This window comes from [Clostridium] polysaccharolyticum, assembly GCF_900111595.1.
Classification (GTDB): Bacteria; Bacillota; Clostridia; order Lachnospirales; family Lachnospiraceae; genus Clostridium_AI; species Clostridium_AI polysaccharolyticum.
This window is the reverse complement of record NZ_FOHN01000009.1, coordinates 61,859-79,755: the sequence shown is the minus strand read 5'-3', so window position 1 is coordinate 79,755 and position 17,897 is coordinate 61,859. Positions and strand designations below refer to the sequence as shown.

The following is a 17,897-nucleotide window of genomic DNA, read 5'->3' as shown; positions in this document are numbered from 1 at the left end:
GTTTCCTCCTCTTGTCCTCATAATTTGCAAAAACGCCCCCATCCAAACCTGCTTATTTTCACTCTTCTTTAGATGGGAGCATTTCTTATTCCTAACTATATATAAAACAAATGTTACTGATTCTTTGCCTGCATCATTTCCAGCAGTTCTTCTGCCTCATCTGGAGCTTCTTCCAAGTCACCTACATCAATTACTTTCGGTTCTCTACGGAACAAAATATCATACATAACTGGAATGATAAACAATGTCATAAATGTGGAATACAGCAAACCGACACTAACCACAATCGCCATACCTTTCTGCATTGCATTTCCAGCATCCTGTGAGAATACCATAACACTCATAGACAGAATCGTTGTAAGTGCTGTCATAAGAATCGGCCTCATACGAGTCTTACCTGTAGCAATCAAAGCGGTATGCTTATCCACCCCTTTAAGACGTAACTGGTTGGCATAATCAACGAATACGATACCATTATTCACTACCGTTCCCATCAGAATCATAAATCCCATTAATGCCATTGCAGAAATAGACTGGCCAAACATCTTTAGTCCAATTACACCACCTGTAAATGCCAATGGCACGGTGAAAATAATGATAAATGGTGATAACAGACTCTGGAACTGAGCTACCATTACCAGGTAAATCAATAGGAATCCAAGTGCTAACGCCTCTGTCATCTGTTTTACCATTTCCATAACCTGAGTTACTTCACCTTCAATTTCTACTGTATAACCTTCAGGTGCTTTATAAGAATCTAATTTCTTCTGAAGTTTTCTAGATAGCAGGGTTGTGTTTTCCCCTTCTTTTGTCTCACCAGTAACCGCTAAATATCTGGTCTGGTTCTCTCTTGTAATGCTGTCTAAACTATAGCCATCCGTTTTTTTCGCAAACTGGGATAATTTATAAGTCTTTGTTACATCTTTACCTTCATTATCTTTCGTTTTTACCTCAATCGGCATATCTAAAATATTTTCATAAGTGACAGGCTCTAATTTATTCACAATGTTTACATCTACATCTGTACTATTAATACTTAAAGTTAATGCTGTTTTATCGGTTGTAGCTCTTTTAGCAATTTCCTGATAAATCTGTGCAACTGTTAAGTTTTTAGCTGCCGCTTTATTTTTATCAATCTGAATATGAATCAGTCTGCTGTTCTCATCCAGACCATTAGAAGTATTTTCTATTCCTTTGATTTCCTTCATCATATCCATAATATCCTGGCTGATTTTAATTAACTCTTCCTGCTTTTGGCCATAAACATTAACCGTCAATCCATTTCCTGTTAAGGCAGACATATCTCCCATAGCAGAAGTAGATACCGTAAGCTTTTTACAAGCAATATCTTTTGTCTTGTTTTCCATGTCTTTCTTAATTTTACGGAACTGTTTTACCGTTTTAATATTATCATCGGTTAGCACATTAAATGAGAACATTGTATAGTTATCAGATGCAGCTGAACCCATAATACTGCTCATAGCACCACCATTGCCATCCATAGCACCGACTTTTGCAATTCCCTTTACCTCTAGAATTGCAGACATTACTTTATCTGCAGTCTTATAAGCATCTTCACGTTTCGTATCTTCATCTAATGTTAAAGATACAGAGATCTGATTACTATCCATTTCATCCATCATAACTAAACCAGTCTTAGAAGTCTGAAGGATACTTAACACAAATAGCCCGATAGCGATTGCCAATGGAACCACTTTAAATCTTAAGCAGAATGCCAATGCTTTTCCGTACACTTCCTGTAACACGTCGAAAATTCTATGCTTCTGCTCTTTTGTATTCTTTAGCAGTATGGAGCCCATAGTAGGCACTACCAAAAGAGCTATCAACAAGGAAGCAATTAAGGCATATGAAATAGTAAATGCAAACGGTATTAATAACTGGCTTACCATGCCTGAAGTATATACCATAGGCAGGAATACACAAATAGTTGTAATTGTAGACGCAATAATTGGTGCCGCTACCTGTTTTGCACCTTGTACCGCTGCCTTCGCTGCCGGGATTCCGCGGTGACGTAAACGATAGATATTTTCCATTACTACAATGGAGTTATCTACAAGCATACCGATCCCAATACAAAGTCCAGCCAAGGACATTACGTTAATATTAATACCTGTAAAGTACATAATGATTAGGGCAAACAGTACACTGAACGGAATACTGAATGCTACAACCACTGTAGGTTTTACATCCTTTAAGAACAATGCAAGGACAAGAATTGCAAGAATTGCACCTAATAAAATACTGTGCAATACACTATCAAGGATTCTGGAAATGTATTCTCCCTGATTCATCATAGTAGTGAATTCCAGTCCTTTGTATTTATCTTCCATCATATCAAAAGCGGAAAGAATTTTCTTGGAAACAGTACTTGTACTGGAAGTACTGGATTTGTAAATAGATAATAAAACGGCATCTTCTCCATTTACCTTTGTATAGCTTTTTCCTGCATTATCTACAGAAACGATATCCGCAACATCGGACAGCTTAATATTTCCCACTCCATCAATTTTTGTCAGTACAAGACTGGTTATCTGTTTTTTATTCTCAAAATGTTCCCCAACTTCTACCAGCCACTGGTTATCATTTTTATCTTCAATATATCCAGCAGGCATAGCAAAATCTTGTGCTGACAATAAACCTGATAAAGTTTCCATGCTTAATAATGCATCAATATTAGCATTTTCCAAAGTAACTTTCTTAGAATCTTCTAACTGTTCCTTAGCAGTCTTTAATTCCTTTTCTGCATTTTCCATCTGCTGTTTTCCAGATGCAATCTGTGCCTGGCCTGAACCAAATCCAGCAGTTGCCTGATAACCAGCTTCTGTTGTCTGGGACTGTTTTTCATCCAGTCCTTCCATCTGCTTATTCACAGTATCTAATACTGCCTGTGCTGCCTGAATCTTAATTTTTAAGTTTTCAAGTTCTGCATCAATCTGAGGAATTCTGACTTCCACAATCTGATACAGCTTTTTCAAGGCAGCTGCATCTAGCGAAGCTGCTTGCTCTTTCTGCCCTATCTGCTTCATCCACTCTATAAATTCAGACAATTTCTTAGGATTGTTAACCGCATCTTTTATGTCTATAGGTATTGCAACACCACTTTGCTCTGCAATGCCACCAAGATTTTTATTTAACTGGGCAAATGCCTGATTCATTGCTTTGTAATTTTCTTCTGCTTTCGCCTTTTTATAGGCATTCTTTTCTGCCTTCAGTGCAGTTTCACTTGCTTTTAAACTGCTTAAGCTTGATTCATAGGCTATCTTTGTAGCCTGCGCTTTCTGCAGCTGGGTAGCTGCCTCTGATAACTGCTTATTGGTTTCATTCTGCTTATCAGTAAGTGCCTTTTCCTGTCTGGCTAGCTCATCTTTACCTTTATTTAAGTCCTTCTCTGCATCCTCGATTTTCTTGGCGGCATCTGCTAACTTACTGTTTGCATTGGAAAGAATTTTATCGTTGACTTTATCGATCTTCTTCTGATTGAGCCGGATTTCAATGGCATCCTGAATCATGCCATTAGCTGCTACACTTGCTACACCATCCTGCCTTTCTAAAAATGGCTTCACCACTTTATCTGTGAAAGCCGATAATTCTTTTATGTCTTTTCCCTCGTAATTTACGCTGGCATACATAGTCGCAATCATATCGGTGCTGATTTCCATAATATTTGGAGTTCCACATCCGTCTGGAAGTTCCATAGTACTGACTGCTTTTGATACACGGACCAAAGCGGCCTCCATATTGGTATCTTTAGCAAATTCCAGCATTACCATTCCATAATTGTCTGCTGATGTACTTGATACATTTTCTACACCATTAATCGTTCCTAACGAACTTTCCATAGTGCTTGTGATGTCATTTTCAACTTTTTCTGGTGATGCACCAATCTCAGTAGTAATGACAGCCAGATATGGCATTTCCAGCTCTGGAAGCATATCTGTCTGCATCCTGCTAAGACTGACGCCGCCAATTGTCAAAATAATAACTACCGCTACTAAAATAAAGTACGGCTTTTTGACAAACAGTTTTGTCATCTTAATCTCTCCTCCTTTATTTTCCTCCATCCTAACAACTCTGTAGTACTAAAAAATTGTCTATCATTACCTAATGTTCAACATTTTTACATATTATCATACTAATTAGAGATGTCAAGACGTTAAAGAGGTTTCCCCTGATATTTAATAAAAATTTAACAAAAGAGCCTACTTAATCATACTTATTAAATTGTTCTTCAGTATATGCGATCATCTTCTAAAATCACCTTTTACTGATTCTATTACAACACTCACCCATTGGAAAATGATCGCCAGACAACAGCGTAACCTGCATATTTCCTAGGTTTCTCCCACTGTATGCCAGCCTAACCCTTTCCATATTTTTATACACTAGAGAGAATGCAGCTATTTTCACATCATTTTTCACTTTCCCTCTAGCATGCTTGACTCATTTAACAAATATTATAATCTTCATGCAATTTTAAATAAGCAATTGCGGAGTGAATAGTACACCAATCCCCTATTATATATCCATTATATACATAAAATTTCCCAAACCTAGTCTAAAGTATACTCCCTAATCAACAACTGTTTATTAGATTCCTAGTAAAGCTCCACCAACAATCACTTCGTCACCTGGTACAGGACTTAAAATTGTCACCCCTAGAAGCAATATTGCCGCTATTGCTAATAACCAGTTATTTGAAGCACTATTTGTTTCGCTCTTATGTACTCTTATATTACCATCTTCATATACATGATCATGGGAACCATCTGGGTAAACTCTTGTCCGCCATGCATCTTACCATCTGGCACCCAAACTCTTCCTTTTGTATCTCTCCATCCATAATCACTTCCGCCTGGCGCCTTTACTTTTTGTCCATTAGACTTCTTATCTTCTTTAAAACCTACATCAGAACCAGGCTTTTGATTAAAACCATTTTTAGCACATACACTTGTTGTAGTAGCTGTTAGAGCTAACATCATTATCATCATAAATACACTTATTCTTTTAATTACTTTATTCACTTTTTAACTTCCTAATTAAATAACTCTTTGGAACTCACTACTTTATAAAAAATTGAGGTTTCCATATACTTCTTCAAACGTTTTATCTTTTGCCTTATAAATTACAATTTCTTTCTCATATCTTTCCTTAAGCATATTGTAAATCTTATCACCATCAAAATATTCTTTTATTATATATTCTTCTTTTGTACTATAAGGAAACTCGATATTGTACTCTTTCACTTTTAATCAGAACCCAGCAAAAGAGCCTACTTATAAGATATTACGTTTTCTCATAAATAGACTCTCTATTTTATTCCCAAAACAATTCATCTAGGATTTTCCCTGAACACTTGCATAAACGAATGCACAAATCAATCTCTTTATATTCTCATCTTTCAAACTATTAAAAAAGCCTTGCCCCACTTAAAAGCGAGTCAAGACAATCCAAAACTTTTTCATGCAGTTGACGGGACTTGAACCCGTACAGCCTTACCGGCCACAAGATCCTTAGTCTTGCGCGTCTGCCAATTCCGCCACAACTGCTCAACTATTCTGCGTTCTCACGCAAAAACTATATTATCATTTTCCTAAGAAAAAGTCAACTAGGAATTTTGCCTGCTTCCTATAACAGCAGGCAAAAAAATAACTCCCCGAGTTGGGCTCGAACCAACAACCCCACGGTTAACAGCCGTGTGCTCTACCATTGAGCTATCGAGGAATATGTGTATATTATAACCATCTCTATATAAAAAATCAAGTAATTTTTTTATTTTTTTTTAATAATTTTATCTTGTACAACAGATACTATAAAAAAACGAAAGCAGGTTATGTTATGGATCAGCAGAGAAGACACAAAAAAGGCTATAAAAACGTTCAAAACGGGCCTATTGACAGTGTACCAAAAGATTTTATTCCAAATGGCCAGAACCCAGATAATAATGCCTTTTTCGATTGGGAAAGTAACCCTTTAAGCAGCAAGGGAAATTCCGTTCTTGGAGAAGAAACCGATTTATATAACCCAAAACCAGATAAACATTCCTAATCAAGAAAGCACCTTATTCGTTGCAGCTCATATCTCCAAATTACGAATAAGGTGCCTTTCTTTATCTTCTAATTAACGAAAATACTTTCTGAAAAACTTCATTTTTCTATCTGTATAAGGAGCAAACCGAAAAGGCAGCTCTGTAAATGTCATACGTTCAATTACTGTTCTTCTATGAGTAAACGTATCCAGACTGTAAATTCCATGATACATTCCCACTCCACTCTCTCCAACACCACCAAAAGGATACTTTGGCACACCTGCATGAATTATTACATCATTGATCACTGCACCACCTGAAGGGATGTTTTGAATCAAATATTGTGCTTCCTCTTTGTTCTCTGTAAACACATACAAGGCTAGCGGATTTGGGTTCCTGTGCATATGTTCTATGACACTGTCAAGCTTCTGGTAAGCCAGAACAGGCAAAACAGGTCCAAAAATCTCTTCCTTCATTACATCCATTTGAAAATTAACATCCGTTAAGATCGCAGGCTGTAAACAGCGTGTCTGAAAATCACATTTTCCTCCCCAGTAAACATTTCCTTCTTCTATATAAGAATTCAGGCGTTTCAAGGAAGCTTCATTAATTATCTTGCAATAATGTTCATTTTCTTTTGCAATAGTATTATACTGCTGCTCCATCTCTCTTTTCAGTTCTTCTAAAAAGTGTTCCTGGATGCTTTCGTGTACCCAGACATAATCTGGTGCTACACAGGTCTGTCCTGCATTTAGAATTTTTCCCCATGAAATCCGTTTTACTATCTGTTTTATATTGGCATGTTCCGTAACGATACATGGCGATTTTCCTCCTAACTCTAAAGTAACTGGAATCAGATTTTTCGCTGCCCTCTCCATAATAATCTTCCCAACTGTGGTACTGCCAGTGAAAAATATATAATCAAACTGGTAAGTTAAAAGTTCGTCTACTGTATCTTTTCCTCCTGAAGGGTCACAGACACTCAAAAATCCCGCCTCAAAGTATTCACCGATTAACTGGTTTAGCAGCTTAGAAAAATGCATGGTATGTTCTGACGGTTTTATCATGGCACAGTTTCCTCCTGCAATTGCACCTACAAGAGGCATAAATGTTAATCCAAGTGGATAGTTAAAAGGAGCAATTAACAATACCACTCCGTATGGATCCCGAATTATTTTCCCTCTGCTTGGAAAAAACGCCATTGTCATTGGCTGTTTTTCTGGTTTTAGCCATTTCTTCATTTTTTTAAGAAACAAAGTAACCTCTTCATAAAATTGTCCTATCTCTGTTGCAAACTGCTCAAAATTGCTTTTCCCAAAATCCTTGTATATGGATTCCATAAATTCAGCTTCATGTTCTTTTACCATCTGTTTCAATTTTTTGAGCTGTGCAATTCGCCACTCTGCTGTTTTTGTTTTTCCACTTTGAAAATACGCTTTCTGCATTTCAAAAAGTCCTTGATTCCTTTTTTCCACTTTAACTCCCTCTTACTCTGTCCATTATTATTATCAAAAAAAGACAACCACATTATATGATTGTCTTTCTCTTTAACGTATATTAAGCTAATTTAGATTTAGCAACTTCTACTAAAGAAGCGAATCCTTCTGGATCACTGATAGCCATTTCTGATAACATTTTTCTGTTGATCTGAACATCAGCTAATTTTAAACCATACATAAATTTGCTGTAAGAAAGGCCATTCATTCTAGCAGCAGCATTGATACGAGCAATCCATAATTGTCTGAACTGTCTTTTTCTCTGCTTTCTGCCTGCAAAAGATTCAGCCATAGCTCTCATTACGGACTGTTTTGCAATTCTATATTGTTTTGATCTGGCACCTCTGTAACCTTTCGCCAGTTTTAATACTCTATTGTGTTTTTTCTTAGCGTTCATACCGCCTTTAATTCTTGCCATCTTCTATTTCCCTCCTTATCACCAAAAATTATAGATATGGTAATACTTTCTTCATTGTCTTAACATTTGAAGCATCTACTGTTGTTGCTTTTCTAAGGTTTCTCTTATTTTTTGTAGTTTTCTTTGTTAAAATATGTCTCCTATAAGCTTTGCTTCTTTTCAATTTTCCAGTTCCTGTTACTTTAAAGCGCTTTGCAGCTGCTCTTTTTGTTTTTAATTTTGGCATTTTGTTTCCTCCTATCTGAATCCAACTACTTATCAATTTATGTTAACGTTTTTCTGTTAAAAACATTATCATACTTCTGCCTTCCATCTTAGCTGGCTTATCTACCACTGCAACATCTTCTACTTTTTCGAAGAACCTGTCGAGAATCTGTTTGCTCATACCCATATGTGCAACTTCTCTGCCACGGAATCGAAGTGTAACCTTAACCTTATCGCCCTTTGATAAGAACTTTCTTGCCTGACCTGCTTTAGTATTAAGATCATTTTCATCAATGTTTGGGGATAGACGGATTTCTTTCACATCCATTGTTTTCTGTTTTTTCTTAGCTTCTTTCTCTTTACGGGCTAATTCATAACGGTATTTCCCATAATCAATTACTTTACACACAGGTGGTTTTGCCTGTGGAGCAATTTTTACTAAGTCCAGATTTGCTTCTCTGGCAATTTTCATCGCATCTTTAGCAGACATGATTCCTAACTGCTCGCCGTCTTCACCAACTAAACGAACTTCTTTATCCCTAATCTGCTCATTAATCATTAATTCACTAATGGTCCTGCACCTCCATAAGGTTTTTCAATTTTTAGTTTCTATATTGCTGGTTAATCCAACAAGCCATGGACATAAAAAGAACGTGGACTGCAAAAGCTATCCACGTCTTTTCGCTATCTATTATAATGCACAAAACATCTAAATTTCGAAACGGAACCCAAGTCGCTTATGCGCTAAGGTGAGAGTGGATACTCTGCTTTTTCTTTTCATTAACACAACAATATGTATTATAGCAAATGCAAATTAATTTGTCAATATTAATTTACTGCTGATATCACTTATTTCGTCATTTCCTTGAATATCTATCTTTTTCTTTATTATAAACAGGAATCTAAGCAGTCATAAAATAGTCCTATGCCTAGTAATAAAGCATGATTCAGAGAACCACACTCCATCACTTGACATAGAGCCTTTCTTCTTGCTAGGCTGAAAATCAAGTTCGTCCTAATTCTTTTATTCATGTTTTATACAGATACTACTTATATACTTCGTTGTAGAATATACGATGCAGAAATTTCCTGATACGCTTCCATGCATAATCCGCTTCTAAAAGGATTCCTTTACAGTTCTGAAAATCATGAAACATTTTCTCATAGATTTCAAATGTAACATCTACCCCTTGACTATATGCTTTTTTTGCAATTACCTTTGAATCATCCAGCAGCATTTCATCCCCTCCAACCTGAATGAGCATCGGCGGGAAGTCATGGTAGCTTCCATAGAACGGTGAAACATACGGATTACGATAATCTGCATCACCTAAAAATTTATTTACATTATGATTTAATAAATCTGACTGGCCAAATACAACATCCACATCAAACTTTGTTGATACGGATATGGTGGAACACCCCATGTTGGTGCACGCAGAAAGCGTTATAATTCCAGCAGGCAAAGGATAATTATGTTCTCTTAAATAAATCATGGATGCTAATGAAGTTCCACCACCAGACGAATCTCCGGCAACTACAATATCCTCTGGTTTATAACCTTCTAAAAGCAGCCATTCATATCCTTTTACAACATCTTCAATCATTTCTCGGTAAGAAACCTCTGGGGCTACTCTGTAATCAACGGCAACTACCGTTACATTTCCTCCTGCTTCTGCATAGAAGGGAATCATTCTAGTAAAAGATTCCGACATTCTATACAGAAACGATCCTCCATGAACCATAAATATGACTTTTTTACTTGGCTTATTATATTTTAATTCCTCCATGTTTACCCCGTTCGCAATAAACTGGCGGTATGTATACCCTTCTGGTGGCTGAAAAAAGGTTTCCCTCAATTCCCCCTCTTCATATACACGTTTCACTTTTGTTGCACCATCCCATAAATCCAGCAAAAATCTGAAAGGTCCACTTATATCCTTTGTTTTACAAGGTATGACACTAGTGTATTTATTAATTGATACACGCATATTCTTTCCTCCTTAGTTTATCCATAATCAAACATCAACTTAATCTTTCGTATCCTGTCAAACCTTACATTAACTTCCCTGCTTTATTTTCAACGTCTTCTGCTATATTAAGAGTCTCATTAGAAGAATCGTAAACTCTCTTGCAAGCTTCCGAAACATTATCTAATGTAGCACCTATTTCCTCGGAAATGTCTGCAATATTAGAAACTCCCTTTGAAACCGCTTCATTGCTGGTAACCACTTCCTTGGTTGAAAATACTACGTTATCTAATCCATTACGCATAGAATTCATAGCTAGTGCCAGATCTTTCATATTACCATTTGTAAGCTGTATTTCCCGTTTCTGTTCATTAAATGCCTGATTCATTTCCTGTATTTCTTTCTCCACAACAACTGATTTATCCTGTAAAGTCACAAGCAAATCATTTATTTTCTGAACAGAATCGCTTGTACTATCTGACAATTTACGAATTTCCTCTGCTACAACAACAAAACCATTCCCATATGTACCTGCTTTTGCCGCCTCTATACTCGCATTTAATGACAGTAATCTTGTCTGCTCTGCTACTTCTGTAATGATTCCTACAACTTCCTGCACTGAAATCACATGTGCAAGCAGCTGATCAATTCCATTTTTAGACTGCATGGCCATATTACTTACACGTTCTGTATTATCATTAAGAGTCAGCATGCTTTTCTCACTCTTCTGTGCAAGAGCAAGAACTTTATCCACTTGTTTATTCATATCATCTACACAGCATACAACACCTTCCAGCTTACCTTCAATAATTTTAGAGTTTTCCACCTGCATATTAATATTGGAATTCTGGTTTGCCAGTCCATCAACAATGGCTGATACACTCTGTAGCACGATTTGAGTTTCGTTTCGGTTATCTCTCGCTTTGGTTACTAATTGAGATGTACTGTTCGAAACAACCTGGCTTAATTGTACCAGATTGTCATAGGATTCTTCCGCATTTTTCTGCTTTTCCATTATAAGTTCTTTCTGACGGTTGTTATCCAGGCTAATCTGTCTATATGATAAAAATACAGCCAGAACAACTACTATTACTATAAATGGGATTAGCCCTACATCCTTAACCAGCCAGCCCAGCCTGCTTGTTCCATACATCTGCCCAGCAAATGCTGCCAAAAAGGTGATTATTGACATGTAATACATCAAAAACTTATTCTGATAACTTGTAATAATACTTAATACCACAAGCAAGTACAGTAAAACAATTCCACTATCATAAAGAAACGATGCTGTAAGTGTTGCCATTACAAAGCTCGTCCCCATGACTACTGCTGGCATCAGCCCTTTTAAATAGTTTCCGATAATAAAACTCAAACAAAGCATTCCAAATGTGATAAGAAATAAAACAAATTGTTTTCTACTGTATATTCCTGTCTTTACAACACTTACTACTCCAATAATGTAAAAAACTCCTGCAAGGAACAAGCACGCAAACAGTTTTCTGTTCACTAGTTTTATTCTACTAGCATCCATTTTTAAGTCCTCCTGATCTGTTATACTATTAGTCTAATCATATAAATTTATATTCTGCCCATTAAGCAATCAGCTCTTTATCTTTTGATATTCCTAAAACTCTCTTCCCTCCAATCCTGTAATTTTTCTGCACTAGCCACCTAGTTTTTCCTTTAATCCTTTATAGTATATACTCTATTTACATTAATTTCAATTATAATCATGAAAATAGGCGTAATCCTAAAAGAGCACTCACGTTGACATCTCGTAAATTCGCACGACTCGTTTTTGGTTTGCTTTTAACAGCAGCCTTTTCAGGTTTTACATACTTAATTCTGCAAGACAGCCAGCCCCTAGATTGTTTATCTGTGCAATACGTCCATATTTCTCTCTTGGTACATAGAAAATCCTGTTTTTAATCTATTATAAACTTAGAAACCTCCGTTTCAAGATCACTCATCATTTTTTCATTTTCTTCTGCCTGATGCTCCGTTTCATTTACATTCTCCTGCAGATTTACTGTCAGCCTTGAAACTTCTTCCATTCCTTCTGCACATTGTTTTGCATTTTCATATATAACCTTTACCGAATCCACAATACCAGTCATTCCCTGCTCCATTTTCACTGACTTATCATGCATGCCTTCAAAGAAACTGTATGCCTTTTCTGAACTGTCCACATAATCTGTTCCCACTTCCCGCAGCGTATTATAGCTTGCAAGTGTCTTTTGGGATATATAATCCATCATATTTCCAGCTTCCTTGGCCAATTCTTCCACTACTAAAATAATCATATCGCTGATTTGCTGTATTTCCTTAGCCGTATTCATAGTATCTTCTGATAACTTTGAAATTTCCTTTGCAACAACAGAAAAACCTTTTCCTGCTTCCCCAGCACGTGCGGCTTCAATAGAAGCATTTAAAGACAGCATGCCTGTTTTATTGGCAACCTCCAGAATCTTCTTTGACAACTCGTTTATCTTTTCAACTTCATTTGCCTTGGAAATTTTTTCATTTACCGAAGCACTCATTTTTTGTGCCATTTCTTCTAATTCGGCTCCTTTGCCTTCTGCCTTTTTACTAATTGCAGCTGCACGGCATTTGATCTCTTCCATCAGTCCTTTTCCATCATAAATATCGTTATAAATATTGCTTAACAATTCTTTTTCCACATCTACTACAGAAGTAATTGTCTTTGTATTGGCATAGGTTTCTTCCATCATAGCATTTACTTCCTGCGTTGAAGCAGAGACTTGTTTCAAATCACAAACCGAACCACTTACAAGCTTTCTGTTATTTTGTACGGAATTGGACATTTGGGAAGTAACTCCAGCAATGTTCTTAATTACCTCTTGTATATATTCTAATAAATGATTGATTTTCTGGCTGATATCACTAATTTCATCATTTCCTGCTATCTCAATTTTCTTTGTCAGGTCTCCATTGCTGCTCACAAGCTCCTCCAGCTTATTATCCACCCGTTTCAATTGTCTGCACATCTGTCTGATAATGAGATAAATAATAATAAATGAAATGAAAAGCATGACTGCTGTTAGAACTGCTATTTTCTGCAGCATAGAGCTGATTTCCTTGCATATATATTCCACATCATAATCAATTCCTAATGCAGCAACAACCGTTCCTTCTTTATTTACAACTGGTATCCAAGCGGTTATAAGCTTTCCATATTGAGAAACATCTATAGTTGATGTAGCATATGCTTTTCCCTGTAAAGCCAATTCCACTTCCCTATAATACTCTGGCTCAAGATCCTGATAAAAAGAAGTTTCCTCATTATTTGCAAAGAAGTATTTATAGGTCCCATTATAATCACCAACCATATATATATATGTAGCACCTGTTTTTTCTATCATCTGCTCTGCAAACTTAAAAATCTTCTCATAACAGGCTTCCTCTTTTTCTGATTGCATAATAGCTTCAACTTCTTCGGGAGCTATCATATGTCCGATCAGGGATGCCACAGAAATTGCCTCATTTTGACCCTGCTTAATAAATTTATCACGGGAAATATGATAAATCATTACAGACAGCGAAACTGAAAACAATAAAAACATAAGCAAAACAGGAATCATTAGTTTCTTTCTTATACTAATTCTAATTTTCATTTTTATTCTCCTTTTTCTTATATTTATTATTCTGTCAACATCTATTTCTGCCATAATACTATTATAACCAGAAAAGGAAGAACATTCAAACCTTTTGTTCTTCCTTTTCCCTGCTACTATTATTTTCTGCTGCTATTATTTTTCTTCCTTTACTTCAATCGTTCTGATTTCTTTGGTTCTGATTTCCTTACAGATTTCATCTATAAATGTCTGTAATGGTTTTTGTCCTTCATCACCTAAATAACGGCTTCTAACAGATACAAGACCTTCTTCCTGTTCCTTCTGTCCTACAACTACGATATAAGGCACACGGCTAAGTCTTGCTTCACGGATTTTATAACCAATCTTTTCTGCACGAGTATCCATTGTAGCTAATACACCATTATTCTTTAACTCTGCTTCTACTTTCTTAGCATAATCCGCATATTTATCCGAGATAGGCAATACACGAACCTGTTCCGGACATAACCAGGTTGGGAATAAACCGGCATATTTTTCGATTAACCATGCAAGTGTTCTTTCATAACATCCCATACTTGTACGGTGAATGATGTAAGGACGAACTTTATCCCCTTTTTCATCAATGTAATACATATCGAATTTTTCAGCAATTTCACAGTCAAGCTGGATTGTTACCATAGTATCTTCTTTTCCATATACATTCTTAGCCTGGATATCAAGTTTTGGTCCGTAGAATGCCGCTTCCCCTTCTGCCTCTACAAATGGAATATTTAATTCCTGTAAGAACTGGCGCATCATGCCTTGTGTTTCTTCCCAGTATTCATCCGATCCAATATATTTTTCACGATTGTTTGGATCCCATTTGGATAAACGGTACGTTACATCCTTTTCAAGACCTAAAGTTTTTAAGCAGTATAACGCTAAGTCAACGCAGCCTTTAAATTCATCTTCTACCTGATCTGGACGGATGATCAAGTGTCCTTCCGAAATTGTAAACTGGCGGACACGTGTTAAGCCATGCATTTCTCCTGAATCTTCATTCCGGAATAATGTAGATGTTTCCCCATAACGACAAGGAAGATCCCGGTAGGATTTCTGGCTTGCTTTGTATACATAATACTGGAATGGACATGTCATTGGACGAAGTGCCATAACTTCTTTGTCATTTTCAGGATCTCCAAGTACAAACATGCCATCTAAATAGTGATCCCAATGCCCAGAAATCTTATATAAATCACTTTTAGCCATAAGAGGTGTTTTTGTTCTCATATAACCACGTTTTTCTTCTTCATCTTCAATCCATCTTTGTAATGTCTGGATCATTTTTGTACCCTTAGGCATTAATAATGGAAGTCCCTGTCCAATAACATCTACTGTTGTGAATAATTCCATTTCACGGCCTAGTTTATTATGGTCACGTTTTTTAATATCTTCCAAATGCTCTAAATAAGCATCTAAATCAGCTTTCTTTGTAAATGCTGTACCATATACACGAGTAAGCATTTTGTTCTTTTCGCTTCCTCTCCAGTATGCACCTGAAGAAGAAATTAATTTGATTGCTTTGATTCCTTTTGTGCTCATTAAGTGAGGACCTGCACATAAATCAACGAAATCACCTTGACGATAGAAAGAGATTGTTTCTCCTTCTGGAAGGTCTTCGATTAGCTCAACCTTATAGGGTTCCTGTCTTTCTTTCATAAATGCAATCGCTTCATCTCTAGGAAGAGTAAATCTTTCTAACTCTTTTCCCTCTTTGATGATTTTTTTCATTTCTGCTTCTATTTTATCTAACGCTGCCCTGTCAAAAGATTCACAGTCAAAATCATAATAAAATCCAGTATCAATAGAAGGTCCAATCGCTAACTTCGCTTCTGGATATAATCTTTTAACAGCTTCTGCTAATACGTGAGAAGCTGTATGACGGTAAGGTGCCTTGCCAGCTTCATCATTAAATGTTAAGATACTTAATTCACAGTCACTGTCTACTACTGTTCTTAAATCTGCTACTTTACCATTCACTTCACCAGCCGTAGCCATTCTAGCTAACCCCTCGCTGATATCCTGTGCTATTTCGTACACGCTCATTGCTTTATCATATTCTTTCCATGAGCCATCTTTTAATGTTATCTTCATTTTTGCATCTCCTTCATACTTTATAATCTATGAAAAAGCAGAAAAAAAAGCCCGTCTCTTTCGGCCTTTTTCCTACCGAAAGGGACGAGCTGTCCGAATCACACTCGCGGTTCCACCCTAATTCCTGCTTATGCAGGCTCTCAATTGCTGTACTGCCGTACAGCCTGATGATAACGGAATCACCGGACCGGATTGGGGCCACTCGGAGGTAGTTTTCAAATGTTTCTGCTATAAGGCAATTCCAGCAGCCATGCCTCTCTCTGAATAGCTCCGCATCCTACTCGTCTCGTCAACGTTTTTTTAATCGTATTACATTTGCAATTCGCAAAAAATATAACTTTATTATATCACCAAAACCATTTTTGTCAACGTACTTCCAAAAAGTTTCATTGGTCTTCGAAATATCTGGCATTGGTTTCTGCATTATTTAAACGAATCTGCTACCTCCTTGCTAATCAGTCCACAGATAAGAAAAATACCGGTCATCTTCCATATCTCCGCTTTCTACTTTTATTTCTGAATCTGCTATACCAGCATATATAAATTCTCTCAGTGCCTGTTTATTAGCATCAAAATCAATGACCAGTACAGACTTCCCATCAATTTTCGTTCCATCATAAGTATTATCAAGCGGAATACGGAAAGTTTCTAACTCTAATGTGCCAAAACTTGCTGCTGTTGTAAGGTAACTAAGCATTTCTGACTTTGATAAGTTCGTTGTTACATAAGACAGCATATCAGAGGCAATTGATACCATGTTCACAACATTCTGATGTTTATATTTATCAAAAATTGCTTTTAGTACGGTTCTTTGCCGATACGTACGGCCAAAGTCATTGGCTTCTCCATTGGATGCCGTTTTATAACGTACACGGCAATATCCCAATGCCTGATTTCCATTTAAAATCTGCTTTCCTTCCACTACATTGCGGTTTGACTTTTTGGAAATGTAGTTTGTTGTCTGCAGATAATGTGCTTCATCTCCAGTAAGAGTAATTTCCACGCCGCCAAGTTCATCAACAATTTTTTCAAAAGCATCAAAATTTACGCGCACATAACCATCTATTTCAATTCCAAAATTCTGCTCTATGGTTTCCGCAAGAAGCACGCCTCCCCCATTATGATATGCTGCATTTAATTTATTATCCCTATAACCTGGTATCGTAACATACATATCTCTCATAAGAGAAGTTAATTTAATGGTCTTTTCCACTGTATTTAAAGTTGCAACCATCATGGAATCGGAACGGCCTAACACTCCATCATTAATGGCTTCTTCTCCAACTAACAGGATATTAACAACTTTCTGTTCGATTTTATTATTAAATTCCTGAGGCCGTAATGTTGCCTGCTGTGCTGCTAACTCTTCAGGAGATAAATCCGTGTGGGCACGTTTAATATCTTCTGGCCTCTCCCTGTCTATTCGGTTAAGCATTGTATAAAAGACTGCACAGCCTCCTCCAATGAGCAGACCAAGTACACACAACACCACCAGCAGTTTTTTCTTCCAGGACCATTTTTTCTTCTTATCCGTATCCTGTGAATTTTCTAAATAACTCTCTAAAGCATCTGGTTCCTCTTTATGTTCTTCATCAAACGACATGTTCAGAAGTTCGTCTGTCGAAGACGTTTCCTTATCTTGGCTGTTATCTGACTCTTCCTTTTTTGAACCTGCTTCTTCCAAAATCTCTTTTTCTTCTTTTATTTCCTGTTCCTCATTGCACTGTGTATCCAACCCCATGTCTGTTTCCTGTTCTGCTACAGCCTTCTCAACAACTGTATCCTTATCCACTACAGGCACTTCCGGCTTTGAGGAACCCTTTTTTTCTTTTTGTTCGTCCAAATCTCTACCCTTTTTTTCTATATTATTTTTTACATCTATTTGGTTTCGGTCATCAATGGCATCTTTCAGTTTTTCCTCATCCATTCTGTTACACCAACCTGTCCCAACTAACACATATTTATCTTAGCCATTTCATTTTACCAAAATGACATAAATTTTCAACTACTTTGTTACAAAATTAATAAAAATGT

Annotated in this window: 13 protein-coding genes and 2 tRNA genes; 1 reads left to right on the top strand and 14 read right to left on the bottom strand. The window is 36.7% G+C overall.

Annotation, left to right across the window (positions count from 1 at the left end; genetic code table 11):
- Positions 1–113 precede the first annotated feature (113 nt).
- The 5 genes from BMY85_RS07610 to BMY85_RS07590 form a co-directional block, all read right to left on the bottom strand.
- Positions 114–4,052, bottom strand: coding sequence for an efflux RND transporter permease subunit (locus tag BMY85_RS07610; protein WP_092477676.1), 3,939 nt, complete (start codon positions 4,050–4,052; stop codon positions 114–116).
- A 696-nt stretch (positions 4,053–4,748) separates the two neighbouring features.
- Positions 4,749–5,042 carry a polymorphic toxin type 37 domain-containing protein gene (locus BMY85_RS07605; protein ID WP_092477675.1) on the bottom strand — a complete coding sequence of 98 codons (294 nt, stop codon included), beginning with the start codon at positions 5,040–5,042 and terminating at the stop codon, positions 4,749–4,751.
- A 42-nt stretch (positions 5,043–5,084) separates the two neighbouring features.
- Complete coding sequence (locus BMY85_RS07600) at positions 5,085–5,264, bottom strand: hypothetical protein (protein ID WP_092477674.1); 180 nt, start codon at positions 5,262–5,264, stop codon at positions 5,085–5,087.
- Positions 5,265–5,482: 218 nt separating this feature from the next.
- Positions 5,483–5,567: transfer RNA gene (locus tag BMY85_RS07595), tRNA-Leu, on the bottom strand.
- A 103-nt stretch (positions 5,568–5,670) separates the two neighbouring features.
- Positions 5,671–5,742: transfer RNA gene (locus tag BMY85_RS07590), tRNA-Asn, on the bottom strand.
- A 114-nt stretch (positions 5,743–5,856) separates the two neighbouring features.
- Here BMY85_RS07590 and BMY85_RS07585 point away from each other — a divergent pair.
- The gene (locus BMY85_RS07585; protein WP_092477673.1) at positions 5,857–6,066 is read left to right on the top strand and encodes a hypothetical protein; all 210 of its coding nucleotides are present in this window, start codon (positions 5,857–5,859) and stop codon (positions 6,064–6,066) included.
- 72 nt (positions 6,067–6,138) lie between these two features.
- Here the strand turns inward: BMY85_RS07585 and BMY85_RS07580 are convergent, their stop codons facing one another.
- The 9 genes from BMY85_RS07580 to BMY85_RS07540 form a co-directional block, all read right to left on the bottom strand.
- The gene (locus BMY85_RS07580; protein WP_242939698.1) at positions 6,139–7,521 is read right to left on the bottom strand and encodes an aldehyde dehydrogenase family protein; all 1,383 of its coding nucleotides are present in this window, start codon (positions 7,519–7,521) and stop codon (positions 6,139–6,141) included.
- Positions 7,522–7,603: 82 nt separating this feature from the next.
- Positions 7,604–7,960 carry a 50S ribosomal protein L20 gene (rplT, locus tag BMY85_RS07575; RefSeq protein WP_092477672.1) on the bottom strand — a complete coding sequence of 119 codons (357 nt, stop codon included), beginning with the start codon at positions 7,958–7,960 and terminating at the stop codon, positions 7,604–7,606.
- 28 nt (positions 7,961–7,988) lie between these two features.
- On the bottom strand, positions 7,989–8,186 hold the full coding sequence (rpmI, locus tag BMY85_RS07570; RefSeq protein WP_092477671.1) for a 50S ribosomal protein L35: 198 nt from the start codon (positions 8,184–8,186) through the stop codon (positions 7,989–7,991).
- Positions 8,187–8,228: 42 nt separating this feature from the next.
- Positions 8,229–8,723, bottom strand: a complete 495-nt coding sequence (infC, locus tag BMY85_RS07565) for a translation initiation factor IF-3 (RefSeq protein ID WP_092477670.1) — start codon at positions 8,721–8,723, stop codon at positions 8,229–8,231.
- Between the two features lie 487 nt (positions 8,724–9,210).
- Positions 9,211–10,155 carry an alpha/beta hydrolase gene (locus BMY85_RS07560; RefSeq protein ID WP_092477669.1) on the bottom strand — a complete coding sequence of 315 codons (945 nt, stop codon included), beginning with the start codon at positions 10,153–10,155 and terminating at the stop codon, positions 9,211–9,213.
- A 64-nt stretch (positions 10,156–10,219) separates the two neighbouring features.
- The gene (locus BMY85_RS07555; RefSeq protein WP_092477668.1) at positions 10,220–11,665 is read right to left on the bottom strand and encodes a methyl-accepting chemotaxis protein; all 1,446 of its coding nucleotides are present in this window, start codon (positions 11,663–11,665) and stop codon (positions 10,220–10,222) included.
- Positions 11,666–12,059: 394 nt separating this feature from the next.
- Positions 12,060–13,769, bottom strand: a complete 1,710-nt coding sequence (locus BMY85_RS07550; RefSeq protein ID WP_177180687.1) for a methyl-accepting chemotaxis protein — start codon at positions 13,767–13,769, stop codon at positions 12,060–12,062.
- Positions 13,770–13,904: 135 nt separating this feature from the next.
- Positions 13,905–15,863, bottom strand: a complete 1,959-nt coding sequence (thrS, locus tag BMY85_RS07545; protein WP_092477666.1) for a threonine--tRNA ligase — start codon at positions 15,861–15,863, stop codon at positions 13,905–13,907.
- A gap of 451 nt (positions 15,864–16,314) precedes the next feature.
- The gene (locus BMY85_RS07540) at positions 16,315–17,790 is read right to left on the bottom strand and encodes an LCP family protein (protein WP_092477665.1); all 1,476 of its coding nucleotides are present in this window, start codon (positions 17,788–17,790) and stop codon (positions 16,315–16,317) included.
- Positions 17,791–17,897 lie beyond the last annotated feature (107 nt).